25 protein-coding genes and 1 pseudogene are annotated in these 25312 nt (G+C 72.7%); 14 read left to right on the forward strand and 12 right to left on the reverse strand.

Annotated features, from left to right (window positions below; genetic code table 11):
* Positions 1 to 4: 4 nt before the first annotated feature.
* The 4 genes from Csp2054_RS12500 to Csp2054_RS12515 form a co-directional block, all read right to left on the reverse strand.
* On the reverse strand, positions 5 to 883 hold the full coding sequence (locus Csp2054_RS12500; protein WP_096899647.1) for an aldo/keto reductase: 879 nt from the start codon (positions 881 to 883) through the stop codon (positions 5 to 7).
* A gap of 62 nt (positions 884 to 945) precedes the next feature.
* Entirely contained in the window at positions 946 to 1533 is a 588-nt protein-coding gene (locus Csp2054_RS12505) for a YdeI/OmpD-associated family protein (protein WP_217990919.1), read from the reverse strand.
* A gap of 105 nt (positions 1534 to 1638) precedes the next feature.
* On the reverse strand, positions 1639 to 3198 hold the full coding sequence (locus tag Csp2054_RS12510) for an FAD-binding oxidoreductase (protein ID WP_096899649.1): 1560 nt from the start codon (positions 3196 to 3198) through the stop codon (positions 1639 to 1641).
* Positions 3199 to 3207: 9 nt separating this feature from the next.
* On the reverse strand, positions 3208 to 3750 hold the full coding sequence (locus Csp2054_RS12515; RefSeq protein WP_096899650.1) for an acyl-CoA thioesterase: 543 nt from the start codon (positions 3748 to 3750) through the stop codon (positions 3208 to 3210).
* A gap of 129 nt (positions 3751 to 3879) precedes the next feature.
* Between Csp2054_RS12515 and Csp2054_RS12520 the strand changes: the two genes are divergently transcribed.
* The gene (locus Csp2054_RS12520; protein ID WP_096899651.1) at positions 3880 to 4866 is read left to right on the forward strand and encodes an aldo/keto reductase; all 987 of its coding nucleotides are present in this window, start codon (positions 3880 to 3882) and stop codon (positions 4864 to 4866) included.
* A gap of 353 nt (positions 4867 to 5219) precedes the next feature.
* Here the strand turns inward: Csp2054_RS12520 and Csp2054_RS12525 are convergent, their stop codons facing one another.
* The 5 genes from Csp2054_RS12525 to Csp2054_RS12545 all read right to left on the reverse strand — a co-directional run bounded on the left by Csp2054_RS12525 (position 5220) and on the right by Csp2054_RS12545 (position 10299).
* Positions 5220 to 5702 (reverse strand): FBP domain-containing protein, encoded by a 483-nt coding sequence (locus tag Csp2054_RS12525; protein WP_096899652.1) that lies wholly within the window; start codon positions 5700 to 5702, stop codon positions 5220 to 5222.
* Between the two features lie 228 nt (positions 5703 to 5930).
* Complete coding sequence (locus Csp2054_RS12530) at positions 5931 to 6641, reverse strand: class I SAM-dependent methyltransferase (protein ID WP_096899653.1); 711 nt, start codon at positions 6639 to 6641, stop codon at positions 5931 to 5933.
* Positions 6642 to 6812: 171 nt separating this feature from the next.
* A complete protein-coding gene (locus Csp2054_RS12535; protein ID WP_176491688.1) occupies positions 6813 to 7718 on the reverse strand; it encodes a helix-turn-helix transcriptional regulator in 906 nt (301 codons plus the stop codon).
* A 149-nt stretch (positions 7719 to 7867) separates the two neighbouring features.
* Entirely contained in the window at positions 7868 to 9160 is a 1293-nt protein-coding gene (locus tag Csp2054_RS12540) for a hemolysin family protein (protein ID WP_096899654.1), read from the reverse strand.
* A 176-nt stretch (positions 9161 to 9336) separates the two neighbouring features.
* The gene (locus Csp2054_RS12545; RefSeq protein ID WP_096899655.1) at positions 9337 to 10299 is read right to left on the reverse strand and encodes a M23 family metallopeptidase; all 963 of its coding nucleotides are present in this window, start codon (positions 10297 to 10299) and stop codon (positions 9337 to 9339) included.
* Between the two features lie 137 nt (positions 10300 to 10436).
* Between Csp2054_RS12545 and Csp2054_RS12550 the strand changes: the two genes are divergently transcribed.
* On the forward strand, positions 10437 to 10931 hold the full coding sequence (locus Csp2054_RS12550; RefSeq protein WP_141399262.1) for a hypothetical protein: 495 nt from the start codon (positions 10437 to 10439) through the stop codon (positions 10929 to 10931).
* Positions 10932 to 10954: 23 nt separating this feature from the next.
* Here the strand turns inward: Csp2054_RS12550 and Csp2054_RS12555 are convergent, their stop codons facing one another.
* Complete coding sequence (locus Csp2054_RS12555) at positions 10955 to 11335, reverse strand: hypothetical protein (RefSeq protein ID WP_096899657.1); 381 nt, start codon at positions 11333 to 11335, stop codon at positions 10955 to 10957.
* Positions 11336 to 11536: 201 nt separating this feature from the next.
* On the opposite strand from Csp2054_RS12555, the gene Csp2054_RS12560 reads away from it, so the two are divergent.
* Complete coding sequence (locus tag Csp2054_RS12560) at positions 11537 to 13747, forward strand: NADP-dependent isocitrate dehydrogenase (RefSeq protein WP_096899658.1); 2211 nt, start codon at positions 11537 to 11539, stop codon at positions 13745 to 13747.
* 243 nt (positions 13748 to 13990) lie between these two features.
* Here the strand turns inward: Csp2054_RS12560 and Csp2054_RS12565 are convergent, their stop codons facing one another.
* Complete coding sequence (locus tag Csp2054_RS12565) at positions 13991 to 14446, reverse strand: DUF3817 domain-containing protein (RefSeq protein ID WP_096899659.1); 456 nt, start codon at positions 14444 to 14446, stop codon at positions 13991 to 13993.
* A gap of 130 nt (positions 14447 to 14576) precedes the next feature.
* Between Csp2054_RS12565 and Csp2054_RS12570 the strand changes: the two genes are divergently transcribed.
* Genes Csp2054_RS12570 through Csp2054_RS12580 form a run of 3 tightly spaced genes read left to right on the forward strand, consistent with a single transcriptional unit; the run spans position 14577 to position 17604 of the window.
* A complete protein-coding gene (locus tag Csp2054_RS12570; RefSeq protein ID WP_096899660.1) occupies positions 14577 to 15698 on the forward strand; it encodes a Gfo/Idh/MocA family protein in 1122 nt (373 codons plus the stop codon).
* Positions 15695 to 16462 (forward strand): ThuA domain-containing protein, encoded by a 768-nt coding sequence (locus Csp2054_RS12575; RefSeq protein ID WP_096899661.1) that lies wholly within the window; start codon positions 15695 to 15697, stop codon positions 16460 to 16462. Before Csp2054_RS12570 ends, Csp2054_RS12575 begins: the two co-directional genes overlap by 4 nt.
* Positions 16459 to 17604: a GAF domain-containing protein gene (locus tag Csp2054_RS12580; protein ID WP_096899662.1), complete on the forward strand. Its 1146-nt coding sequence runs from the start codon at positions 16459 to 16461 to the stop codon at positions 17602 to 17604. The genes Csp2054_RS12575 and Csp2054_RS12580 overlap by 4 nt, the downstream gene beginning before the upstream one ends.
* 61 nt (positions 17605 to 17665) lie before the next feature.
* Here Csp2054_RS12580 and Csp2054_RS18170 read toward each other — a convergent pair whose 3' ends face one another.
* Positions 17666 to 18106 carry a hypothetical protein gene (locus Csp2054_RS18170; protein WP_176491689.1) on the reverse strand — a complete coding sequence of 147 codons (441 nt, stop codon included), beginning with the start codon at positions 18104 to 18106 and terminating at the stop codon, positions 17666 to 17668.
* 121 nt (positions 18107 to 18227) lie between these two features.
* Here Csp2054_RS18170 and Csp2054_RS18175 point away from each other — a divergent pair, with 121 nt between their 5' ends.
* From Csp2054_RS18175 to Csp2054_RS12625, 8 genes and pseudogenes are all read left to right on the forward strand, one after another.
* Positions 18228 to 18902 carry a ScbR family autoregulator-binding transcription factor gene (locus Csp2054_RS18175; RefSeq protein ID WP_176491690.1) on the forward strand — a complete coding sequence of 225 codons (675 nt, stop codon included), beginning with the start codon at positions 18228 to 18230 and terminating at the stop codon, positions 18900 to 18902.
* Between the two features lie 295 nt (positions 18903 to 19197).
* Positions 19198 to 19952, forward strand: a pseudogene (locus Csp2054_RS12595) (aminoglycoside phosphotransferase family protein).
* A 74-nt stretch (positions 19953 to 20026) separates the two neighbouring features.
* Entirely contained in the window at positions 20027 to 20638 is a 612-nt protein-coding gene (locus tag Csp2054_RS12600; protein WP_096899665.1) for a hypothetical protein, read from the forward strand.
* Entirely contained in the window at positions 20635 to 21300 is a 666-nt protein-coding gene (locus Csp2054_RS12605) for a DinB family protein (RefSeq protein ID WP_096899666.1), read from the forward strand. Before Csp2054_RS12600 ends, Csp2054_RS12605 begins: the two co-directional genes overlap by 4 nt.
* A 206-nt stretch (positions 21301 to 21506) precedes the next feature.
* Positions 21507 to 22154, forward strand: a complete 648-nt coding sequence (locus tag Csp2054_RS12610) for an ABC transporter permease (protein ID WP_096899667.1) — start codon at positions 21507 to 21509, stop codon at positions 22152 to 22154.
* The gene (locus Csp2054_RS12615) at positions 22141 to 23436 is read left to right on the forward strand and encodes an ABC transporter ATP-binding protein (protein WP_411897155.1); all 1296 of its coding nucleotides are present in this window, start codon (positions 22141 to 22143) and stop codon (positions 23434 to 23436) included. The genes Csp2054_RS12610 and Csp2054_RS12615 overlap by 14 nt, the downstream gene beginning before the upstream one ends.
* Positions 23429 to 24193, forward strand: a complete 765-nt coding sequence (locus Csp2054_RS12620) for an ABC transporter permease (protein ID WP_096899668.1) — start codon at positions 23429 to 23431, stop codon at positions 24191 to 24193. Before Csp2054_RS12615 ends, Csp2054_RS12620 begins: the two co-directional genes overlap by 8 nt.
* On the forward strand, positions 24190 to 25185 hold the full coding sequence (locus Csp2054_RS12625; RefSeq protein WP_096899669.1) for a glycine betaine ABC transporter substrate-binding protein: 996 nt from the start codon (positions 24190 to 24192) through the stop codon (positions 25183 to 25185). The genes Csp2054_RS12620 and Csp2054_RS12625 overlap by 4 nt, the downstream gene beginning before the upstream one ends.
* Positions 25186 to 25312: the final 127 nt, after the last annotated feature.

Here is a 25312-nt window from a genome sequence, read left to right on the forward strand (position 1 = left end):
CGGATCAGCTCCCGAGGCCGGAGAGCTCCTCGAACTCCTCGTCGGACAGCTCGATCGTCGCGCCCGCGAGGTTGTCCTCGAGGTGCGCCACGCTCGACGTCCCGGGGATGGGCAGCATGACGGGCGAGCGCTTGAGCAGCCAAGCCAGTGCCAGCTGCGCCGGGGTGGCGCCCTTGCGTTCGGCGATCTCGGTGAGGGGCGAGTCCTCGCCGGTGAGTCCGCCGGTCGCGAGCGGGAACCAGGGGATGAACCCGATGCCCTGCTCCTCCGACCAGTCGAGGAGCTCCTCGGCGTCGCGCTTCTGCAGGTTGTAGAGGTTCTGCACGGTGACGATGGTGGCGTGCTCCTGCGCCGCCTTCACGTCGTCGACGGACACCTCGGACAGGCCGATGTGACGGAGCTTGCCCTCGTCCTGCAGCTTCTTCAGCTCGCCGACCTGGTCCTCCAGCGGGACCTTCGGGTCGATGCGGTGGAGCTGGAACAGGTCGATGCGCTCGAGTCCGAGGCGGCGGAGGCTCATTTCGCACTCCTGGCGCAGGTACTCCGGTCGGCCCACCGGCGGCCACTCGTTCGGGCCGGTCCGGGTCAGACCGGCCTTCGTCGCGATGACGACGTCGTCGCCGTAGGGGTGCAGGGCCTCGCGGAGGAGGTCCTCGGCGACGTAGGGGCCGTACGAGTCGGCGGTGTCGAAGAAGTCGACGCCGAGGTCGACCGCGCGCTTGAGGACGCGGATCGCCTCGTCGTGGTCCTTCGGCGGTCCCCAGACGCCGGGGCCGGTGAGCTGCATGGTGCCGTAGCCGAGGCGGTGGACCTCGAGGTCTCCCCCGATGCGGAAGGTGCCGGAGGACGCGGCGGGACGGGTGGTGTCGGTACCGGTGGTCATGCACGCCGTTCTACGCCGGGTGCTCGACGGGCCGCTGTGTGGTCGTCCCCCGCGCGCGGTCGTCAGGCCGACGGCTTCCGCGGGTACGGCGTCTCGCCCCGGGCGAGCCCGCCCACGAGCTTCGCGATCCGGTTCGCCCGAGCCGTCGGGCTCGGGGCGGTGGTGACCCGGTGGAGCACGGCGTACCGGTTCGTGCCGTCGAGCTCGTCGAACAGTGCCGCGGCGGACGGCTCCGCGTCGAGCGCCGCACGGAGGTCGTCGGGCACCGTCGCGGTCGCGGCTCCCGCGTAGGCGCGCTCCCACCGGCCGTCGTCCTTCGCGCGGTCGACCTCCGCCTGGCCGCGCGGACGCATCCGGCCCTGGGTCACGAGCGTCGCGACCAGCCCGATGTTCCGCTGCGACCACAGCGACGCGCGCCGCCGCGGGGTGAACCGCTGGCGGAAGGTCGCCGCGTCCCGTGCGCGCTTCTGCCCGTCGATCCACCCGGAGCACAGCGCCTCGTCGAGCGCCTGGTCGTAGGTCAGCGAGGTCGGCTCGACGGTGTCCTTCTTCGCGAGGACGAGCCACACGCCGTCGGGGTCGTTCTCGTGCGTGTCGAGCCAGGCGCGCCACGCTGCGGCGTCGGGCAGGACCAGGTCGTCGGTGTCCACGCCGCGATCGTAGGCCGACCGACCGACGGAGGCGAGGGGCGCGACGGCGGCGATCCGTGCCTCCCGGCCGTCGCTCGCGCCCCGCGGCGGACCCGGCCTCGCGCTTCAGACCCAGTGCGGCTGCGACAGCAGCCCGTCCGGGTCGACCTGCTCGGCGATCCGGTGGAGCCGCGAGGTGTTCACGCCGAAGTAGGCGGTCGGATCGGTGATCGCCGCGTCGCAGTAGTTCGCGTACGCCGCGCTCCCCCACGCCGGCTCCATCGCGGCGCGGAAGCCGCGCACGTAGGCGTCGAACGGCTCCGGGTCGGCACCGTCCCGGAAGACCGCGGTGTACTGCGCGGTCATCAGGGCGGACCGCCACGGGAACGCCGTGTCCGTCCGACCGACGCGCGCGACGGCGCCACCGAGGGCATCGAGGGACACCCCGCCCTCGAGGTTGCCGCTCACGTCGCCCGCGGCCGCCGCGTGCTGCACGAGCGTGTCGATCTGCCCGTCGGTCAGCTTCGTCCCGCCGATCGACGAGGTCGCCGCCTCGGACACCCGCTGCGGCTTGCCGGCGAGCGCGTCCATCGCGGCCCCGTACGACATCTGCTCGGCCGTGTGCCGGATCGGTGTGGCCCCGGTCGCCGCGATGAAGGCGTCGACGCTGGCATCGGCACCCGTCTTCGAGCCGGTCCACACTCCCGTCACCGTGACAGCGGGTCGGCTGTGCCGCGAACCGTTCAGCAGCTTGAGCGTCGACCACAGCTCGTCGTCCGCGCTCGGTGCCCAGTCCTGCCAGGCCCGGACGACGTCCGCGGCGGACGACCAGGGGAACGCGAGGTCGAAGAGCAGCACGCCGGGCGCGGTGCGGGTCCGGAAGGTCAGTGCGGTCACGACGCCGACGGTGCCGCCTCCGCCACCGCGGCAGGCCCAGAACAGGTCCGGCTCGTCGTGCTCGGACACGTCGTGCACGGTGCCGTCCGGCGTGACGATCCGCACGGCGGTGAGCTGGTCGCAGGTCAGGCCGAAGGAGCGGCTGAGCACGCCGACCCCGCCGCCGAGCGTCAACCCGCCGATGCCGACCGTCGGGCAGGAACCGCTCCCGATCGCCCGGCCCTTCGCGGCGAGCGTCGCGTACACGTCCCCGAGGGTCGCGCCTGGCCCGATGGTGGCGGTGCCGTCCTCGTGCACCGCGATCCCGTCGAGGTCCTTCGTGCTGATCACGAGCGACGGCGGGACGTCGGTTCCCGGTGCGCCGCCCGCGGACCATCCCGTGTACGAGTGGCCGCCGGCCCGGAGCGCGAGCGGGGTGTCCGAGTTGCGGGCGAACGCGAGACCGGCCTGCACGTCGGAGTCGCTGGTGGCCAGCAGGATGCCCCTCGGGTCGGCGTCGTCGTAGCGCGGGTTCTGCAGGACCCGGGCGTCGTCCCAGCCCTCGGACCCGGGGCGGAGGAGCCTGCCGGAGACCGTGGCGGCGAGCGCCTGCCAGGTGGTCGGACCCGCCGCCGTGGACGTCGGGGTCGCACCGTCCGGTGGCGCCGAACCGGCGGTCGACGACGGGGACCGCGTCGGTGCCGGCCCACCGCCCGAGCACGCGGCGAGCAGCCCGGCGATGCCGAGCCCGACCCCGCCGCCGATCAGCGCGCGGCGGGTGGGGGTGTGCTGCGTCCGGTCACCCGTCATCAGCCCTGTCTACCGCACCGTCCGGTCGGCGCTGCTGCTGATCCGCACAGCGTCCGCCCACGCGCGTACCCAGTCCGGCACGGTGAGGTCCCGCGGCGACGGTCCGGTGATCGCGAGCAGTTCGGCCGGGGTCACGTGCCCGCCGTCACGGTGCAGGAACCGAGCCTGCACGACGGCACGCGCGACGACCGCGTCCCGCCGGACGAAGGTCTGCTCCATGTAGACCGACCGCTCGTCCATCCCGAGCACCCGCGTCCGCAGGGCGAACCGCTGCCCGAGCGTCAGGGACCGCTTGTAGGTGATGGTCTGCGCGGCGACGACGGCGTACCACCCGCGTTCGGCGGCCGCCTGCCAGAAGCCGGACCGGTTCAGCAGGTCGTACCGGCCGAGGTCGAGCAGCGACAGGTACTTGCCGTTGTTGACGTGTCGGAGCGGGTCGAGGTCGGTGGGGGCGACGCGGAACGGCGTGCGTGCCTCGTCCCAGAGCGACAGCCTGCGGGGACGCAGCCGCACACGCAGCGCGAGGAGGAACAGCCGGAAGTACAGGTTCACGTCCCGATCACACCAGGAGCCGGCCTTGCGCGACGATCCCGTTGGAGGAACCGCACGATCCACATTCCCGTCCGGGCGGGCCCTGTCGGTGCCTCCCTCCAACCGAGGAACGGCGAGTAGACCGGTGTCATGCAGACACGCACCCTCGCAGACCTCGAGGTCGGTTCGCTCGGCCTCGGCACCATGGGCATGAGCGCCTTCTACTCCGGCGCCGGCTCCGACGACGACGAGTCGATCCGCACGATCCACCGTGCGATCGACCTCGGCGTCACCCTGTTCGACACCGCCGAGGCGTACGGCCCCTACACGAACGAGGAACTCCTCCGCCGTGCGCTGGCCGACCGCCGCGACGACGTGGTGATCGCGACCAAGTTCGGTCTCATCACGCACACCGCCGGCGAGACCACCCCGGCGACCGAGCGCGGGATCAGCTCCGCCCCGGAGTCCGTCCGTGAGGCGCTCGAGGGCTCGCTCCGCCGGCTCGGCACCGACCACATCGACCTCTACTACCAGCACCGCGTCGACCCGGCCGTCCCGATCGAGGACGTCATCGGTCAGCTCGCCGGCTTCGTCCAGGAGGGCAAGATCCGGCACATCGGCCTGTCCGAGGCCTCGGCGGCGACGATCCGGAAGGCCCACGCCGTGCACCCGATCACCGCGCTGCAGAGCGAGTACTCGCTGTGGACGCGCGACCCCGAGGGCGAGGTGCTCGACACCCTCCGCGAGCTCGGCATCGGCCTCGTGCCGTACTCCCCGCTCGGCCGGGGGTTCCTGACCGGCGCGATCACGAAGCCCTCCGACCTGGACGACGACGACTTCCGCCGTGCGAACCCGCGCTTCGCCGAGGAGGCCTTCGCCCAGAACATGCGGATCGTCGACTCCGTGAAGGAGATCGCTGACGAGGTCGGTGGCACTCCGGCGCAGGTGGCGCTCGCGTGGCTGCTCGCCCAGGGCGACGACATCGTGCCGATCCCGGGCACCAAGCGCGTCAACCGCCTCGAGGAGAACGTCGGCGCCACGGAGCTGTCGCTGTCGGACGACCAGCTCGCCCGGCTGTCCGCACTCCCGGTGCCCACCGGCGACCGCTACCCGGACATGTCCTCCATCGGTCGCTGACGCGTCCCGCGCGGTAGCGCGCCCGTGGTTGCCGTTCCGCTCGTGGGTGACCGTTCCGCTCGTAGGTGACCGTTCCGCTCGTAGGAGGCCGGTTCTTCCGGCCTCCTACGAGCGATTCGGCATTCCACTGCGGGTGTGATGGGTCGGAACGCGCGGGGTGCGCTGGTGACCAGCGGACGGACAGGAGGCGCGGTGCGGGCCGGTGCCGTGCCTCCCGTCCGTCGGTCGGCAACGTTGCCGAACCGCTCGTGGGTGACCGTTCCGCTCGTAGGAGGCCCGTTCTTCCGGCCTCCTACGAGCGAATCGGCTTCCCACTGAGGGTGTGATGGGTCGGAACGAGCGGGCGGAGCGGCTCAGACCTCGGCGGCGAACGACGCCGCGCGGAGCTGCAAGTCCTCGATCCGCTGGAGCCGCGCGGCCTCCACGTCGTACCCCTCGTACGCCGGCGGCGGCAGCTTCCGCACGTTCCGCGAGCACTGGAAGTCCTGGCAGACCAGGGTGCCGACGGTGTTCCCCTTCCGACCGGCTCCGCCCGACCGCTTCGCGCTGTAGAACACGACGTCGTTCGGCAGCTTGACGTCCTGACACCACGAGCACTGTGCGCGGTTGCGGGGCGAGGCCTCGGCCTGCCGGAAGAGGATGCCGACGAGCTCGCCGTCGAGCGTGGGCACGACCGCGTAGGCACGGCGGCTGATCTTCGGGTCACGCCAACCGAGGTAGTCGAGCGCGTCCCAGTCGAGGGTCTCGAAGCCGTCGGGGAGCGTGATGTCGCTCGTCTCCTTGCGGGAGGCGTTGACGAAGGACGTGCGGATGGTCTTCTCGCTGATGGGCAGCATGGTGTGTCGCTTTCGTGGGTGCCCGGGGCACGCGGAGGCGCGCCGCACCGGGCGGAGGTGATCAGGGTTCGCTGACGGCGGCCGCACCGGACGGTGCGACCAGGGGCGTCACGCCCTGATGCCGGCGCTCTGCGCGCCGACCACCTCCTGGAAGCTCACCGTTCCAGCCTACGACGCCGTGTCAAGCCGGGCGTGTCGGCGAGCGTCGGACCGGAGTGTGGCCGAGCGTCAGGCCGGCGTGGCGCGGAGCAGCACCACCGAGCCGTCGATCGCGGGCCGGATGCGGAGCGCGCCGTGCCGACGGTCCCAGTCGCCGGTCTCGAGCGCGGTGGCGAGGGCGGCGACGGAGCGCCGGGCCGTGAGCTCGTCGACCAGGCCCCACGCCGGGTCCGCGGCTCGGGCGCCTGCATCGAGGAGTCGTTCCGGCCGTGCCGCGTACGCCTCGGAGAACCCGTCGACGCACGTGAACGGGATCGGCACCCGGGCGGTCGTCACCGTGCCGCCGAGCGCGGCCCGGATCCGGTCGATCGAGGGGTGGCGTCGAGCATCGGCCTCGACGACCTCGGGTGCGTACTCGGCGAGCCACGACTCCCGCATCCGCTCGGGTTCGCGGGTCAGGACGACGACCGGGCCGGACGTGACCCGACGGACCTCGGCCAGCCCGAGCTCGACGTCCGGCCAGTCCTGCACGGTGAAGGCGCACAGCGCGGCGTCGAACGTCCCGTCGGCGAAGGGGAGCCGTTCGGTCGGGGGATCGACCTGCCGGACCTCGTGCGCCGGCGGCGCGTACGGCACGGCACCGCGGACGTCGAGGACGGTGGCGGCGTGGATCGTGCCCGCGTCACCGAGCGCGGTCGCGACGGCCCGTGCGAACGCCGGCTCCGGGCGACGGAAGCGACGGAAGCGCTCGTCCGCCGGTCGCTCGGTGCTGCCCGTCACGTGACCAGCCTACGGACCATGGTCGTACCCGTACCCGTACCCGTACCCGTACCGGTGTGCGTGCCCGCGCCGGTGACGCTGCACGACCGCGACAGAACACTCGTCGAACGACTCGCGTGTCGTCGGAGCGTGGGCGTTTTCCCGACCCGGCGCGCCCGGCACGCGCCCGCGTCAGTCGACGGGCTCGGACTCCGCCGCCCGCTCGGCAGCCACCCGCTCCGCCCGCTCGGTCGCCGCCCAGGTCCCGAGGAGCGCCAGGCTCCGCTCCGACTCACTGCCCGGCTCGGCACCGTACGTGAACATCGTCAACCCGGGGTCGGCGACGAGCTCGAGCGCCTCGTACGTCAGCTCCAGCAGCCCCACGGCGGGGTGGTCGATGCGTTTGCGCCCGGTGCGGTGCGAGCGGACGTCGTGCGCGGCCCACCACGTGCGGAACTCCTCGCTCCGCGTCGACAGCTCGCCGACGAGGGTGACGAGTCCGGGCTCGCACGGGTTGGACACGGCGGCGGCGCGCAGGACCGCCACGGCGTCACGGGCGGTGTGCGCCCAGTCCGGGAAGAACGAGCGCGCGGCCGGGTCGAGGAACGTGAACCGGGCGGTGTTGACCGGTCGTCCGGGTCCCGCGAACATCGGCGCGTACAGCGCCCGTCCGAGCTCGTTCGTGGCGATGACGTCGCCGCGGTCGTTGCGCACCCACGCCGGTGCGCCCGTGATGGCGTCGAGGAGGTGCTGGATACCGGGACGGACCCGCGTGGGCACGTTGCGGTGCATGCTCTTCACGCCGGCGTTCGCGAGCCGTGCGAGGTCCCACAGGTGCGCCCGCTCGTCGTCGTCGAGCCGGAGGGCGCTCGCGAGCCCGTCGAGCACGCTGTCGGACACGCCCTTCAGCGTGCCGCGCTCGAGCCGCGTGTAGTAGTCGACGCTGACGCCGGCGAGCATCGCGACCTCGTGCCGCCGGAGCCCCGGCACCCGTCGCACGCCGCCGCCGAACGACGGCATGCCGACCTCGTCCGGGGTGAGCCGCGCCCGTCGTGAGGACAGGAAGTCCCGGATCTCCTTGCGCACGTCGATACCCATGCGCGCAAGGCTACGTGGCACCACCGGCGGCGGACCAGGTACCGGCGGTACCCGCCTGGGCGCGGGGCGGACGGGAGGCCCGTGGCGGCGCCACCACGTGCCTCCCGTCCGGCGTCCGGTCGCGTCGCGTCGGCGCCCGCCGACCCCGGTCAGGGCGTGTCGGCGGGAACCGGGCGCTCGCGCGCCGACAGGCGCACGCGAGCGACGCGGTGGCCGTCCATCGCTGCGACCTCGAGCGTCCACTCGTCGAGCTCGACGACGTCGCCGACCTCGGGCACCCGGTCGAGGTGCACCTGCACGAGGCCGCCGACCGTCTCGTAGTCGCCGTCGGGCAGCACCGGGCCACCGTCGGCGGCCAGGTCCTCGAGCACGAGGGCGCCGTCCACGGTGTCGTGCCCGGGACCGACCGGCTCGCGCTCGACGGTGTCCCACTCGTCGCGGATGCGGCCGACGAGGTCCTCGAGCAGGGCCTCGAGCGTGACCATGCCCGCGCTCCCGCCGTACTCGTCGACGACCAGCGCGATCTGGTGGCCGTCGGTCCGCATCTCGGCGATGGCGCTCGACAGCGACTTCGTCTCGGGCATCGCGAGGACGGGACGGACGATGCTCGACAGCGACGCCTCGGGGTCCTCGGGACGGAGCAGGTCGCGGAGGTGCACGAAGCCGGTGACGTCGTCGCGCGAGCCGGAGGTGACGAGGTACCGGGTGTGGCCGACGTCGATCGCGCGGTCGGTCGCCTGCCGGACGGTCAGGTCGGCGTCGAGCGTCGCGACGTCGTACCAGGGGCGCATCGACTCGCGGAGGGTGCGGTCACCGGCGTCCAGCGCGCTCTGCGCGATCTGCCGACCCTGCGCGTCGATCGCGTCGTGCTCGGCGACGAGCGAGCGCAGCTCCTCGGTGCTCATCGACTCGCTGCGGGCGTCCGGGTCGCCGCCGAGCAGGCGCACGACGGCGTTCGTCGTGGTCGACAGCACCCAGATGACCGGACGCATGAGCGTCGCGAACCGGTCGAGCGGCGGGGCGACGAGCATCGAGAAGCCCTCCGCGCGCTGCAGGGCGAGGCGCTTCGGCACGAGCTCGCCGAACACGAGCGACAGGTACGCGATCACGAGGGTGAGCAGGACGAGCGCGACCGCCTCGGCCGCCCCGCGCTCGAGACCGAGGCCCTGCAGCAGCGGGGCGATGTCGGGGGCGATCGACGAGGCACCGTAGGCGGCCGAGAAGAACCCCGCGACGGTGACGCCGATCTGGACGGCGGAGAGAAAGCGGTTGGGGTCGCGGCCGAGTCGGGCGACCCGGGCACCGCGGCTCCCACGGCGCTCGAGCTGCCGGAGCTGGGACTCGCGGAGGGAGACGAGGGCGATCTCGGCGGCGGCGAACACGCCGCCGACGAGCACGAAGAGGATGACGAGCCCGAAGGCGATCCAGGTGTCGGCGCCCATCAGCGGGTGGTCCGCTCAGCTCGGGGCGGTACCGGTCGCGTGCGGGCGCTGGGCCTGTGACAGTCGTCCATGCCTGTGAGTCTGCACAGGGTGGCTGGGACGCTGCCCCATCCGTGCTGCACGACGCCTGTGGGTCGACCGGGCCTGCGGGGCGACGGAGCCGGAGCCGGGTGTCGCTACGCGGTGAGCGAGCGGCCGATGCGGGCCTCGAGCCACGCTTCCGGGTCGATCGGCGTGACGCCGTCCATGAGGACCTCGAGGTGCAGGTGCGCACCGGTCGACACCCCGGAGTTCCCGACCTGGCCGATGAACTCGCCCGCCTCGACGGTGTCGCCGACCTTGAGCGGGGTCGATCCGGGGACCATGTGGCCGTACAGGGTGGCGACCTTGCGACCGTCGATCACGTGGTCGATCACGACCGCGGTGCCGTAGTTGAAGTAGGTGCCGGCGACCCGCACCGTGCCCGCGGCGACCGCACCGATCGGGGTGCCGAGACCCGGGGTGAAGTCGAGCCCCTGGTGCAGCGACGAGCACGCCCCGCACGGAGCCGACCGGTACCCGAACCCGGAGCTCATCCGCACCGGTCCGGGGAACGGCGACCGGACCTCGCCGCCGAACGAGACCGAGGTGCCCGGGGTCCCGTCCGAGCCGCCGCCGACCGTGAAGCCGTCGCGGGCGGGATCGGCCAAGGCGGCGACCTGGGTGACGGCGTAGTCCTGGCCGGCGACGCTCGGTGCGAGGGTCGAGGTGGCGACCGCACCGGAGCCGGCGGCGTGCGCGGGCGTGGCCGAGGCGGCGAAGAGGACGAACGCGGCGAGGGCGCTCGTCGCGGTGACCCGGCTGGCCCGGTTCGCGGAGCGCAGCGGGTCCAGTGCGCGCAGGGGGTTCGTCCGGGAGGCGCGGGCCGGCTCCGCAGGGCGTGTCACCCGGCTGCTGCGGCGTGCGTCCGCGGTGCGGGCGGCCTCCGTGCTGCGGTGCGCCTCGGCGGCACGGGCAGCCTTCGTGCTGCGGCGCTCTTCCGCCGGGCGGGTCGTCTTCGTGCAGCGGCCCGCGGCGCGTTCCGCCTCGAGGGCGGCGCGACGGGACAGGTGCACCACCGGGGTCGCCGGGTGCTGGTCGTCGAGGGGTGCAGTCGTCATGGCCGCCCACCATTCTGCACGACTCTGTCGGTTTGTACAGGCCCGGACGTGATCATTCCGTTACCGGAGCGCACGGTCCGCGCCACGTCCCGCGCCGATCGGTAGTGTCCGAGGAGAGCGACCGGAAGGACCCCGCCATGGCCCGCACGCCGCGCGAACGCCACGAACCGATCAACCTGCGCGCGGCCGAGGTGGTGCTCGCCGGCACGCAGGACCTCCTGCCGGTGCTTCGCGGCGCTGCCGTGCGGGCCGGTGTGGACGCGATGCGGATGCGGGTCGTCGGGGTGGACGACCTGCCCGACCCCGGTGAGCGGGGTGCCGCGGAACTCGCGGTGATCGCCATCCGCCGACCCGGCGACGACCCCGCGTTCCACCGGGCGCACGAAGCCGCCGAACTGATCGCTCCGCTGCTCGCCCCGAACGCGGTGCGGATCGTCGTCACCGTGTCCGGCATGACCCGCCTCGCGCCGAAGCTCGAACGCACCCTGACGTCGGAGGTGCTCCACCAGATCAGTGCGGCCTCGGCGCCGTCCGGGTCGTCGCGCCCGTTCCGGAGCCTCCGGATGCGGCTCGGGCTCGCCGGCCTGAAGGCGTCGGGCGTCCGCGTCTTCCGCGTGTCGATCGGGACCTGACCGCGGTCGTCGGTCCCGTGCGGTCAGTCCCGGTCGGGTGACGGAGACGGCGAGGTGCCCGCGTGCACGGCGCCGGCCTGCACGGCGGACCGCGGAGGCGCTGCGTGCGCGACGACCGCCACACTGCCCACCGCCAGCACGACCGCGAGGGTGCCGGCCGTCACGGCGGTCCCGATGCGACGGAGCCGCCCGCGGGACCGGCGGTCGCGCGGAGCGAAGCGCGCCAGTCCGCGGGCCGGCTCCGGGCCGACGAGCCACGGACCCGAACCGTCGGCGTCGTACGAGAACGGCCCGGAGCCGTCGGGGGCGTAGCGGTGCGGACCGCTGCCGTCCACCGCGTAGGCGGAGCGGAGGTCCTCGGCCGTCCACCCGAAGTCCTCGGGGGTCCGTCGTGCTGTCGTCATGGCCTGCTCCTCCCACCGCGACCGGTGAGCCGCGGAAGACCAGTCCACGCGCCCTGCCCATGAAACGACCATGTGCCTTCCGGGCGGCCGCCGTTCGTTCGCTGGGAGGCGACCCGACCAGGTATCTTGACATCGAGACATCCCGCGCCTGCGAGTAGCGTGGGACGTACCGACGGCATGAACAAGGGAGTACCCGCCAGCATGGCCAAGATCATCTACACGCTCACGGACGAGGCGCCGTTCCTGGCGACCCACTCCTTCCTCCCGATCATCCAGGCCTTCGCCGGCACCGCCGGTGTCGACGTGGAGACCCGCGACATCTCGCTCTCCGGCCGGATCATCGCGCAGTTCCCGGAGCGACTCACCGACGAGCAGCGCCTGGACGACGCCCTCGCGGAGCTCGGCGACCTCGCGAAGACCCCCGAGGCGAACATCATCAAGCTGCCGAACATCTCGGCGTCGATCCCCCAGCTCAAGGCGGCGATCAAGGAGCTGCAGGCGCAGGGCTACGACCTCCCGGCGTACCCGGACGAGCCGACCACGGACGAGGAGCGCGACGTCCGCGCCCGCTACGACCGCGTCAAGGGCAGCGCCGTGAACCCGGTGCTGCGCGAGGGCAACTCCGACCGCCGTGCGCCGCTCTCGGTGAAGAACTACGCCCGCAAGCACCCGCACCGCATGGGCGCCTGGAGCCACGAGTCGCGGACGAACGTCGTGACCATGGGCAAGGACGACTTCCGCTCGAACGAGCAGTCCTGGATCGCCCCGGCCGACGACACCCTGACGATCGAGTTCGTCGGCACCGACGGCGAGACCACCGTGCTCAAGCAGTCGATCCCGGTCCTCGCGGGCGAGGTCGTCGACGGCACCGTTCTGCACGTCCGCGCGCTCGAGGCCTTCCTGCAGGAGCAGATCGCCGCGGCGAAGGCCCAGGGCGTGCTGTTCTCGGTGCACCTCAAGGCGACGATGATGAAGGTCTCCGACCCGATCATCTTCGGACACGTCATCCGCGCGTTCTTCCCGACCGTGTTCGAGCGCTTCGGCGCCGACCTCGCCGCCGCCGGGCTCAACCCGAACGACGGCCTCGGCTCGGTGCTCGCCGGCCTCGACGCCGTGCCGAACGGCGCGGAGATCAAGCAGGCCTTCGCGGACGGCCTCGACGCCGGCCCCGAGCTCGCGATGGTCGACTCCGACAAGGGCATCACCAACCTGCACGTGCCGAGCGACGTCATCGTCGACGCCTCGATGCCCGCGATGATCCGCACCTCCGGGCACATGTGGGGACCGGACGGCGAGGAGCACGACACCCTCGCGGTGATCCCGGACTCGAGCTACGCCGGGATCTACCAGACCGTGATCGAGGACTGCCGCGCGAACGGCGCCTTCGACCCGGCCACGATGGGCTCCGTCCCGAACGTCGGCCTGATGGCGCAGAAGGCCGAGGAGTACGGCTCGCACGACAAGACCTTCGAGGTGCCCGGCGCCGGTCGTGTCCGCGTGGTCACGAGCAGCGGCGAGACCGTCATCGAGCACGAGGTCGAGGCCGGTGACATCTGGCGCGCCTGCCAGACCAAGGACATGGCGATCCGCGACTGGGTGAAGCTCGCCGTGACGCGCGCCCGAGCCTCGGCGACCCCGGCCGTCTTCTGGCTCGACGAGACCCGCGCGCACGACGCGAACCTCATCGGGCTCGTCCGCACGTACCTCGGCGAGCACGACACCGACGGCCTGCAGATCGAGATCATGTCGCCCGAGCGCGCCATGGCCTTCTCGCTCGAGCGCATCCGCCGCGGCGAGGACACCATCTCGGTCACGGGCAACGTCCTCCGCGACTACCTCACCGACCTGTTCCCGATCATGGAGCTCGGCACCTCCGCGAAGATGCTCTCCGTCGTCCCGCTCCTCGGCGGCGGCGGCCTGTTCGAGACGGGCGCCGGCGGCTCCGCACCGAAGCACGTGCAGCAGCTCGTCGAGCAGAACTACCTGCGGTGGGACTCCCTCGGCGAGTTCCTGGCGCTCGCCGTGTCGTTCGAGCACCTCGCCGGCGTGACGGGCAACCAGCGCGCTGCGATCCTCGGCGCGACCCTCGACCGGGCCACCGGCACCTTCCTCGACGAGAACAAGTCGCCCGGCCGCAAGATCGGCACGATCGACAACCGCGGCAGCCACTACTACCTCGCGAAGTACTGGGCCGAGGAGCTCGCTTCCCAGACCGAGGACGCCGAGCTCGCAGCGGCGTTCGCGGACGTCGCGAAGCAGCTCGACGGCCAGGAGTCGACGATCGTCGAGGAGCTGAACGGTGTGCAGGGGCACCCGGTCGACATCGGCGGGTACTACCGTCCGGACGACGCCAAGACCGGCGCGGTGATGCGCCCGTCCGCGACGCTCAACGGGATCCTGGCCGCGCTGTAGGCGCGACCACGCCACGGACGGGAGGCCCGGTGCCAGCTGGCACCGGGCCTCCCGTCCGTCCCGGGGTGCGTTGGTACCCCGCGCGCGCTCCCCCGCGCCCGATCCCCCAGGTTCCGAATCTTCGGCATCTCGCGCTCGCAGGTGGCCGTGAACGGAACCTCGGTGGACATGAGCGGCGAGTCGTGGAACCGCGAGGGCGCGGCGCCGGGCCCTCCGTGCCGCGCGCCCCCCCCGCCGCGCCCGTCAGCTGCGCGCCGGCACCGGCGGGCCGACCACGAGCAGCCCGGAGAACACGAGCGCGATCGCGACCACACCGATCGCGACCGAGAGCACCGGCCGCCGCACCACGAAGAACAGCAGGCGGTCCCGGACGCCCACGCGCCCCTCGCCCGACCGACGCCACCCGCCATCGAGCATCCCGCGCCGAGCGACGGCGACCTCGAACGGCACCGTCGCGTAGGGCACGACCGCGCTCGCCCAGCCGAGCACGAGCGCCCCGGTCGACCACCGCTGGTTCACCGCGACGACCGTCGTGACCACGAGGTAGGCCAGGAACACGAAGCCGTGCACGCTCCCGCCGATGCGCACGCCCCAGTCGCCGGCGTGCACGACGTACTTCAGCACCATCCCGGCGATCAGGAGCGTCCAGGTCACGAGTTCGGCCACGGCGGCGGCACGGAACAGGGATCGCGAAGTCATGCCGACATGGTGACGCACCGTCCCCGACAGAACCCCGACACCGACACCCGACACCCGACATCCCCACACCCACACCCGACACGCCGCCGGTCGTATCGATTCGACCCGCACTCCCGCTAGCGTTGACGGCATGTCGACGACGACACCGAACAGCACACCAACCCTCCGCGTCGGGGTGATCGGGCTCGGCTTCGCCGGCACCACCCACCTCGACGCCTACACCGCGCTCCCCGGGGTCGAGGTCATCGCCCTCGCGGGGCAGGAGACCGACCGGCTCCACGAACTCGCCGACTCCCGGGGCGTCGAGCACCGGTACGAGGACTGGCAGGACCTCGTGGCGCGCGACGACCTCGACGTCGTCTCGATCGGCGTCCCGAACGCCTTGCACCACCCGATCGCGGTGGCGGCCCTCGAGTCCGGCAAGCACGCGTTCTGCGAGAAGCCGCTCGCCACGACGGGCGACCAGGCGCAGGAGATGGTCGACGCCGCCGTGCGGAACGACCGCGTGCTCGAGGTCGCCTACAACCACCGTCGCCGCGCGGACGTGCAGTTCCTCGGCGCCCACCTCGCGCAGCGCGACGCCGAGGGCAACGGTCCGCTCGGGCACGTCTACCACGCCCGCGCGAGCTGGCTCCGTCGGGCGGGCATCCCCGGCATCCGCAGTTGGTTCGCGAACAAGGAGACCGCGGGCGGCGGGCCGCTCATCGACCTCGGCTCGCACGTGCTCGACATCGCCCTGCACCTGCTCGGCGAACCCCGCGTCGTGACCGCGAGCGCCGTGGCGTACAACGAGCTCGGCAGCGCCGGCCGGGGCGGCAGCGACCGCGACCCGGTGTCCGCCGCGACCGGTCGGCCTTTCGACGTGGAGGACTTCTCGAGCGCCCTGCTCCGGTTCGAGGACGGGTCGAGCCTGCTGCTCCAGGCGAGCTGGGCGAGCTACTCGAAGGACGTCGAGGACATCGAGGTCGAGCTCCTCGGTTCGACGGGCGGCGCACGGCTGTTCGTCCGCGACTACGCCACCGAGGGCACGGTCACGCTCTACTCCGACGAGCAGGGCGTCCCGACCGTCACCCGCCCGGGCGTCCGGGTCCCGGCCGGGCACCACCAGCGGGTCATCGAGGAGTTCCTCGCCACGATCCGCTCCGGGACCCACGAGGGGCACCACGGGGAGTTCGCACTGCACCGCAGCCGTGTCGTCGACGCGATCTACGCGTCCGCTGCTGCCGGTCGAGAGATGGAGGTCACGGCATGACGAAGGACGCACCGACGATCGTCGTCTGGAACGAGAACGTGCACGAGTCCCGCGGCGACGCCACGGTCATCGGGCACTACCCGGACGGCATGCACGCGGTGATCGCCGCCGCGCTGCGGGAGCTCGTGCCCGGCGCCGACGTCTCCACCGCGACGCTGCAGGAGCCCGAGCACGGCCTGACCGCCGAACGCCTGGCGCGGACCGACGTGCTCTTCTGGTGGGGGCACGCGGCCCACGACGAGGTGTCCGACGCGGTCGTCGACCGTGTCGTCGACGCGGTGCACGCCGGCATGGGCCTGGTGGTGCTGCACTCCGGCCACTACTCGAAGCCGTTCAAGCGCCTGATGGGCACGACGTGCTCGCTCAAGTGGCGCAACGACGGCCAGGACCGCGAGCTCGTCTGGACGATCGCACCCGACCACCCGATCGCCGAGGGCGTCCCGCACCCGATCGTCATCGACCAGCAGGAGATGTACGGCGAGTTCTTCGACATCCCGCGCCCCGACGAGGAGGTCTTCCTCTCGACGTTCTCCGGCGGCGAGGTGTTCCGGTCCGGCGTCGCGTACCGGCGCGGCCTCGGGAAGGTGTTCTACTTCTCGCCGGGCGACCAGGAGTACCCCGTCTACCACCACCCCGACGTGCAGCGGGTCCTCGCGAACGCTGCCCGGTGGGCCGCCCCGGTGTCCGAGCGGCGCGAGCTGACCGCCGACCCTCACCCGCGGGACTGGTTCACGGCGGAGGGTGCGGGTAGACAGGGCGTGTGACCCAGCTCGACCCCGCCGCACAGCTCGACCCCGCTGCACGCCGGACCGCCGTCGTGGAGGCCCTCGGCGTCCTCGGGAGCGGTCCGGAGGAGCGGTTCGACCGCATCACCCGGATGACCCAGGAGGCGTTCGGCGTGCCGCTGACCTTCCTCAACCTGGTGCACCACGAGGTCGTCACCACGCAGTCGACCTTCGGCTGGCAGCAGGGGTCGAGCGTGCCCGCGAGCGAGCAGTTCTGCGCGACGACGGTGCTGACGCCGGACCCGATGGTCATCCCGGACACGACCCTCGACCCGCGGTTCGCCTTGACACCGGCGGTGGCGGAGCACGGCATCCGGTTCTACGCCGGCGCCCCGCTGTCGACGGTGGACGGAACGCGGGTCGGCACGCTCTGCGTGATGGACGCCCGACCGCGTGACTTCGGACCGGAGGACGTGGCGCTGCTCCAGGACCTCGCCCGGTGGGCGGAGCGGGAGCTCGGGCACGTCGTCGACCGCCGACGGGTCCGTCGTGTGCTCGAGGGGCTCGTGCCGGAGCCGATCGCGGTCGCGGGCCACGACCTCGCGATCCTCGCCCTCCGCCCCGAGGGCAGGGACGTCGCCGACTGGCGGACCGCCGGCGACGGCTCGCTGCACCTGACGGTCGGCAGCGCGTCGGCCGGGGGCGCCTCGGCCATCGTGGCGGCGTCGGTGCGCGGCGCGGTCGCGGCGCGCACGGACGAGCCGCTCGACGCGGCCGTCGGCGCACTGGAGGCGCAGCTCGCGCCCGTCCTGTCGGCGGCGGGGGCCGTCGTGACGCTCACCCACGCCCGCGTCGACCCGGGATCGGGTCGCGTCGGGTACGTCGACGCCGGGCACGGCCTGGCGGCCGTCGTCCGGTCGGGCGGCGACGTGGAGGTGCTCCCTTCCGGTGGCCTGCCCCTCGGCCTGACGGCCCCCGGTGCTCCGCGGGCCGTCACGGAGCAGACGCTCGCGACCGGTGACGTCCTGGTGCTCGCCTCGGACGGCGCCGTCCGAGCGGGCGTGGCCGTCGAGACCCTCGCCCGGGCCGCCGCGTCGGACGGTCCCGACGGGGTGCGTGCCCTGCTGCCGACGGGCGAGCCGGCGCACGACGTCACGGTCGTCGCGCTGACCCGGCGCTGAACGGGGCGGTCAGAGCGAACGGTGTGGCCAGTGCGGACGGGGTCGGAGCCCGGGGGACCCGTCAGCGCCGAGGACCGGCGTCGCGGACGGGGTTCGCGGTGAGCGACACCACGAGCAGCGTCGCGAGCATGCCGACCCCGGCGAGCTCCACCCCGAGGCCGAGGAGCTTCCAGTAGGCGCTGCCGACCACCTGTGGCTGCGTGATCGCCTCCGGCCACCACGGGTCGATGAGCGGGAGGGCGCTCGGGAACGGGTCGAGACCGAAGACGACGAGTCCGCCGAGCATCAGGACGACGCCGAGCGCAGCCATCGCGCCCCGCGAGCGGCGGAGCATGCGGACGACGAGGGCCGCGCCCATCGCCGCGAGCCCGACCACGGCGATGAGGAACGCCGTGACGACGACGACCTGCGGGGCCAGGGCCACCCAGTCGAGCACGGCGACGGGCAGCAGCAGCCACCGACCCGCACGGGCCAGCACCCCCGGGTTCGTCCACGTGCGCATGTCGACGACCGTAGGGCACGCGCGCTGGACGTCGGCCGACCACGGCCTGTGCAACCGCGGTCCGGACGGCTCGGGCGCAGCCACTACGATCGACTGCGCAGACACCGGAGGCAGAGGACGCATGGTGCAGCAACCGAAGCCGCGGGACACCCGCGCACGGCAGCCCCGGGCGGTCGCGACCCGCGCGGCGATCGTCGAGGCCGCGGCGCACGAGTTCGACGAACGCGGCTACGTCGGCGCGTCGATGGACGGCGTGGCCGAGCGGGCGGGCGTGACCAAGGGCGCGCTCTACTTCCACTTCGCCTCGAAGGCCGACCTGGCCGGGGCCGTGATCGTCCGCCAGCACGAGGTGGCGCGCGCCTACGGGGACGCCGCCGTCGCCCGGTCCGACTCGCCCCTCGAGTCCGTGGTGTGGCTCACCCGGGCCCTCGCGGTCCAGATGACGAGCGAGGTCGTCGTGAGCGCGGGCATCCGTCTGTCCACCGACCCGGCCGCGACCGGCGTCGAGCGGCGCGACCCCTACGGGGACTGGCTGCGTCTGGTCACGGGGCTCGTCCAGCAGGCCGTCGACGCGGGCGAGGTCGACCCCCGCTGGGACCCGGAGTCCGTCGCCCGGGTCGTCAACGCCGCGTTCACGGGCGTGCACACCGTGTCGTCGGTGCTGAGCGACCGCGCCGACCTGCACGACCGGCTGCGCGAGCTGTGGACCGTGCTGCTCGCGGCGCTCGTGACGGACCGGCTCCGTCCGGAGGTCCCCCGGATCACGTCGATCCTCGACCGCCCGTGGGACGACTGACCCGCCAGCGGTGCACGACGTGGGTCCCCCGCCCCCCACGTCGCGTGACGTGGGTCCCCCCAGGGACACCCACGTCACCGCTCCTATGAGGATACCAAGTAGTCGGTTCTGAACCTCGCCCCCGTTCGCGGGCCGGTCCGACCGGCTCCGGAGTGCGGCCGTTAGCCTGTCGTCCGTGCCCACCCCCGCTGCCGAGGTGCACGTCGACGTCCCCCTCGTCCGTGCCCTGCTCCGCGAGCAGCACCCCGACCTCGCCGGGCTGCCCCTCGCCGTCGCGGCGCACGGCTGGGACAACGTGGTCGTCCGGCTCGGGGACCTGCTGGCCGTCCGACTCCCCCGTCGCGCCGCCGCCGCCGCGCTCATCGAGCACGAGCAGCGCTGGCTGCCCGGGATCGCCCGGCGGGTCGCGCCGATCGTCCCGGTCCCCGACCCGGTCCGGACCGGCGTGCCGGGTGCGGGCTACCCGTGGTCCTGGAGCATCGTCCGCTGGCTGCCGGGTCACCCGGCCGGCGAGCGCGCGGGCGGGGTGCACGTCGCCACCGCGCTCGCCGCGTTCCTCGAGCGTCTGCACGTGCCGGCCCCGGCGGACGCGCCGCACAACCCGGTCCGGGCGGTGCCGCTCGCCGAGCGCAGCGCGGCCGTCCTCGACCGGCTCGCCACGTCCGACGTGCCACGTGCACCGGAACTGGCGGCGCTCTGGCGGGCCGCAGCGTCCCTGCCGGCGTCCGCCGGGCCTCCCGTCTGGGTGCACGGCGACCTGCACCGTTCAACCTGCTCGTCGAGTCCCACCCCGACGGCGACCGCCTGTCGGCGGTCGTCGACTTCGGCGACGTGACCGCCGGGGACCGGGCCGTCGACCTCGCGACCGCCTGGTTGACGCTCGACCGGGAGGCGCGGCGCGTCTTCCGGACGACGGTGACGGCGGACGACGCGACCTGGGGCAGGGCCCGAGGGTGGGCGGTGTCCATCGGATCGGCGCTGCACCAGACGTCCGATGCCGTCTTCCGTGCCGTGGGGCGCCGGGCGATCGACGCCGTGCTCGATGACTGAGGGCTGTTGCGGAGCGTCGACCGGCGTTATGGTGCTCCCACACATCCGTGCTCGTAGAGATCGGAGGGGCCACGATGACCCTCGAGTTCCGCGTCCAGCACGACGTCGCCACCGACGCCTCCCCCGTCCCCAGTCCGAACCGACGCCCGGGCCTCCCCGGCCTCCTCGACCGCTGGCGCGCGCACCGAGCGGTCGTCCGCGCCCGGCGCGTCGAGGAGCAGCTCGCGGAGCTCCACGACCTCGGGCAGCTGCTCTCCGACGCGCGCGCGGTGATCGAGCGCGGGTGGATCCAGCACGCCTGGTTCGCCTACCTCGACGTCCACGGGCGGGTGCGCAAGGCCTCGAGCGCGGCCGCCGTCGGTGTGCAGGGCCGCCCGCTCGTGGGCGCCTGCCTCGTGGGGTCGGTCGTGTACGCCGCCGGCGGTCCAGCCGCGGTCCACTCGCAGCGGGTGCAGCGTGCCCTGGACATCGTCTGGCACGCCCTCGCGGTCGAGGAGGGCCGGCCGGTGCTCTGGTGCCCCGCGCCGGACGTCCGCATGGCCCGTGTGCGGGACCTCACGAGCTGGAACGACCACGTCTCGCGCTCGTCCGACGAGGTCGCCGGCCTCCTGCTCACCGCCGAGCGCGTCGCCGTGCAGGAGTCGGCACGCGTGCAGGAGCGGACGCTGGCACGCTCGAGGACATGAGCGACGAGATCCCCGACGACGTCGTCCCCGAGGTCCGCCCCGCGGCCCCGGGGACGGCCGTCACCGAGCGACCGGTGACCGGGTCCGAGAAGGAGACCCTGCACCGCTACCTCAGGAAGCACCGCGCCGCCCTGCTCGCGAAGGTCGACGGGCTCGCGGAACGGCAGGCGCGCTGGCCGCTCACCCCGACCGGCACCAACCTGCTCGGGCTCGTCAAGCACGTCGCCGGCGTCCAGGCGGGCTACCTCGGCGAGGTGTTCGGTCGTCCGCTGCCCGACGCCCCGGCGTGGCTGGAGTCGTGGGAGGGCGACGACATGTACGCGACGCCCGACGAGACCATGGCCGACGTCATCGCCTTCCACCACCGGAGCGCCGAGCACGCCGACGCCACGGTCGCGGCGCTCGACCTCGACGCACACGGCACCGTGCCGTGGTGGCCGGAGGACCGCCGCGAGGTCACGCTCCAGCAGGTCCTCGTGCACCTGGGGTTCGAGGTCGCACGGCACGCCGGGCACGCCGACATCGTCCGCGAGATGCTCGACGGGACCGCCGGCGACGGGGACGGCAACCTCGCCGACAAGAGCGCCGCGGACTGGGTCGCGTGGCGGGAGCACCTCGTCGCCGTCGCCGAGCAGGCGGGGCTCCGCGACCTGCGCGTGTAGCCGACGTCCGCCCGGCATCGTTACCGTTCTCCCAGGGAGGGCACGGCACCCCTGCCCTGACCTGGTGTTTCCATCGCGCCTGCCAGGGTCTCGCCCGTCGATCCGAACATTTGCAGATGTACAAGAAGCGCTGTGCTGCGTAGCTTGGTCCGCGTTCGTGCCCCGATCTGTGGGCACTTCGACCGACCAGGAAGGAGCGCCCACGCGTGTTCCAGTACGTCGCGGAGCGATGGGACCAGATCTGGTTCTCGTCGTGGCAGCACTTCTCGCTGGTGGTCCAGTGCGTCGTCCTCGCCACGGTCATCGCCGTGGTGCTCGCCGCACTCGTCTACCGCATCCCCGCCCTCCGCAGCATCGCGAACGAGGTGTCGACGGTCGGGCTGACCCTGCCGTCCTTCGCCGTGATCGGTCTGCTGCTCGTCCCGCTCGGCTTCGGCGTCGTGCCGAGCGTCGTCACCGTCACCTTCTTCGCCGCCCTGCCGATCCTCCGCAACGCCGTCGTCGGACTCGGTGAGATCCCCGACACCGTCGTCGAGTCGGCGCGGGGCATCGGCATGAGCCGGTTCCGCACGCTCGTGCAGGTCGAGCTGCCGATGGCGTGGCCGATCATCCTCACCGGCGTGCGGGTGTCGGCGCAGATGGTGATGGGCGTCGCCGCGGTGGCCGCCTACGCCCTCGGACCGGGGCTCGGCGGGTTCATCTTCTCGGGCCTGTCCCGCCTCGGCGGCGCGAACGCCCTCAACTCCGTGGTCGTCGGGACGGTCGGCGTGGTCCTCCTCGCCCTCGTCCTCGACCTCCTGCTCCTCGGCCTCGGCCGCCTGACCATCTCGCGAGGTATCCGTGTCCAGCACTGAACGAACCAGCACTGAACGAGCCAGCACCGACGGCACCACCACGGCGCCCGACGCGTCCGTCACCGGTCGCGGCATCCTGCTCGACGAGGTCACCAAGCGGTACCCCGGGCAGTCGAAGCCCGCGGTGGACGGCATCACGCTCGAGATCCCGGCCGGCAAGGTCGTCATGCTCGTCGGCCCCTCGGGCTGCGGCAAGACCACGACGCTGAAGATGATCAACCGCCTCATCGAGCCGACCGACGGGCGCATCGTCGTCGGCGACGACGACGTGACGAAGATCGACGGCGACGAACTCCGCCGTCGCATGGGCTACGTCATCCAGGCGGGCGGGCTGTTCCCGCACATGACGGTCGCGGCGAACATCGCGATCGTGCCGAAGATGCTCGGCTGGTCCAAGGAGAAGATCGCGGCGCGCGTCGACGAACTGCTCGACCTGGTCTCGCTCGACCCCGACACCTACCGCGACCGCTTCCCCCGCGAGCTCTCGGGCGGCCAGCAGCAGCGCGTCGGCGTCGCCCGGGCCCTGGCGGCCGACCCGCCCGTGCTCCTGATGGACGAGCCGTTCGGCGCCGTCGACCCGATCACCCGCCAGCGGCTCCAGGACGAGCTCCTCCGCATCCAGGAGGAGCTGCACAAGACCATCGTCATCGTCACGCACGACTTCGACGAGGCCGTCAAGCTCGGCGACTGGATCGTGGTGTTCTCCGAGGGCGCCCACATCGTCCAGTACGACACCCCGGAGCGCATCCTCGCGGAACCGGCCAACGAGTTCGTCGAGAACTTCATCGGCTCCGGAGCGGGGCTCAAGCAGCTGACGCTGAACCGGGTCCGCGACGTCGAGGTCGAGTCGGCCGTCACCTGCTCACCGGGCGAGGAAGCGAAGGCCGTGCTGCAGCGGATGCAGGAGGCCGGTGGGCACGGGCACGCCGTGGTCGTCGACGCGCGCCAGCGGCCGATCGGGTGGCCGAACCGTCGGCAGCTCGAGCGCCTGGACCGCATCCCGGACGGCATCGACCCCGACCTGCCCGTCGTGGGCGAGGCCGCGACCCTCAACGACGCGCTCGACACCATGCTCGTCTCGAGCGCCGGTGCCGCCCTCGTCACCGGGCGCCGCGACGCGTTCCGCGGGGTCATCACCGTCGAGACGGTCATGGACGCCATCACCAAGTCGCGTGCCGCCGCCGCCGAGGACCAGGCCTACACGCCCGTCGGGACGAACACGAACCCGATCGAGACCCTGCCGTCCGACCCGGCGACCGTCGAGGAGCGCACTGATGGCTGACGTCGTCGCGAGCGGCACGGCCCGGTCCAGCCGGCGCACGTGGGTCCCGCTCGTCGTCCAACCCGCCGCCATCCTCGTCGTCCTCGCCGCGTTCGCGGTGTGGCTGAACACCGCGTCGCTCACGCCGACCGAAGCGAACACGCTCAACCCGGGGGACATCCTCGCCCTGACCGGCCAGCACCTGCTGCTCACCCTCGCGTCGACGGTCATCGTGCTCCTGATCGGGATACCGCTCGGCGTCGCACTGACGCGCGGACCGTTCCGACGGGCGAGCACGGCGATCCTCGCGGTCGCGAACTTCGGGCAGGCCGCGCCCGCGGTCGGTCTCGTGGTGCTCCTCGCCGCGTGGCTCGGCTTCAACTTCTGGGCCGCCGTCGTCGCACTCGTCCTGTACGCGATCCTGCCGGTGCTCCGGAACACCATCATCGGCATCGAGAGCGTCGACCAGCGGCTCGTCGAGGCCGGGCGGGGCATGGGCATGAGCGCGGGTGCGGTCCTGTTCCGCGTCGAGCTCCCCCTCGCCGTCCCGGTCATGCTCGCCGGCATCCGCACCGCGCTGGTGCTGCTCGTCGGGTCGGCCGCGCTGGCCACGTTCATCGGCGCCGGCGGCCTCGGGCTGCTCATCACAACGGGCGTCAACCTGTTCCTGCCGAAGGTGCTGGTGTCCGGAGCGCTCCTGATCGCCCTGCTCGCACTGTCCATCGACTGGCTCGGCCGTGTGGTCGAGACCGTCGCCCGACCGAAGGGGCTCCGATGAAGCGCCGAACGTTCGCCGCGGCGGTCCTCGCCGGGGCCACCGCCCTCGCCCTCACCGGGTGCGGCCTGCAGCCCGCGACCTCGTTCGTGCCGGCCGCCGAGCCCGGTTCCATCAAGCGGATCGACGACCTGCCCGAGGGTGCGCACATCACCGTGACGGCGAAGAACTTCACGGAGCAGCTCGTCCTCGGCAAGATCGCCGTCCTGGCCGCGAAGGCCGCCGGGTTCGACGTCACCGACGAGACGAACGTGCCCGGCAGCGTCGCGGTCCGCCAGCTCATGACGAGCCACCAGGCGGACATGACCTACGAGTACACCGGCACAGCCTGGCTGACCTACATGGGCCACAAGCAGGGGATCCCGGACAAGCAGGAGCAGTACCAGGCCGTCCGCGAGGAGGACCTGCAGAACGGGCTGACCTGGCTGCCGCCGGCGCCGATGAACAACACCTACGCGTTCGCGGTGCGGAAGGAGGCGGTGCAGGACCTCGGCGGCATCACGAAGCTGTCCCAGATCGCCGACCTGCCGACGGACGAGCGCACGTTCTGCGTCGAGTCGGAGTTCAACTCCCGCTCCGACGGCTTCAAGCCGATGCTCGCGAAGTACGGGCTGCAGATCGGCGGCTCCGGCGCGAACTCGATCCCGAGCGGCAACGTCGACATCCTCGACACCGGGACCGTCTACACGGCGACCGACCGGGGCAAGTGCAACTTCGGCGAGGTGTTCACCACGGACGGCCGCATCAAGTCGCTCGGCCTCGAGGTCCTCGAGGACGACAAGGGCTTCTTCCCGGCGTACAACGTCGCGCCCGTCCTCAGCACGGCGACGCTCGAGGAGTACCCGCAGCTCGAGGACGTCTACGACCAGATCTCGCCGGAGCTCACGGACGCGACGCTGCAGGAGCTGAACCGCCAGGTGGACGTCGAGGGCCGGGAGCCCGCGGACGTCGCGTTCGACTGGATGGTCAAGGAGGGCTTCATCACGAAGGGCTGACGCGCGCGACGCGCGCCCAGGCCGGACGGGAGGCACGGTGCCAGCTGGCACCGCGCCTCCCGTCCGGTGCTCCTGCCGTTCTCCACAGCCCAGCTGGACGGCATGCGATGTGCGATATCCTCGCCGC

The sequence above is a fragment of the Curtobacterium sp. 'Ferrero' genome (assembly GCF_002412165.1).
Classification (GTDB): Bacteria; Actinomycetota; Actinomycetes; order Actinomycetales; family Microbacteriaceae; genus Curtobacterium.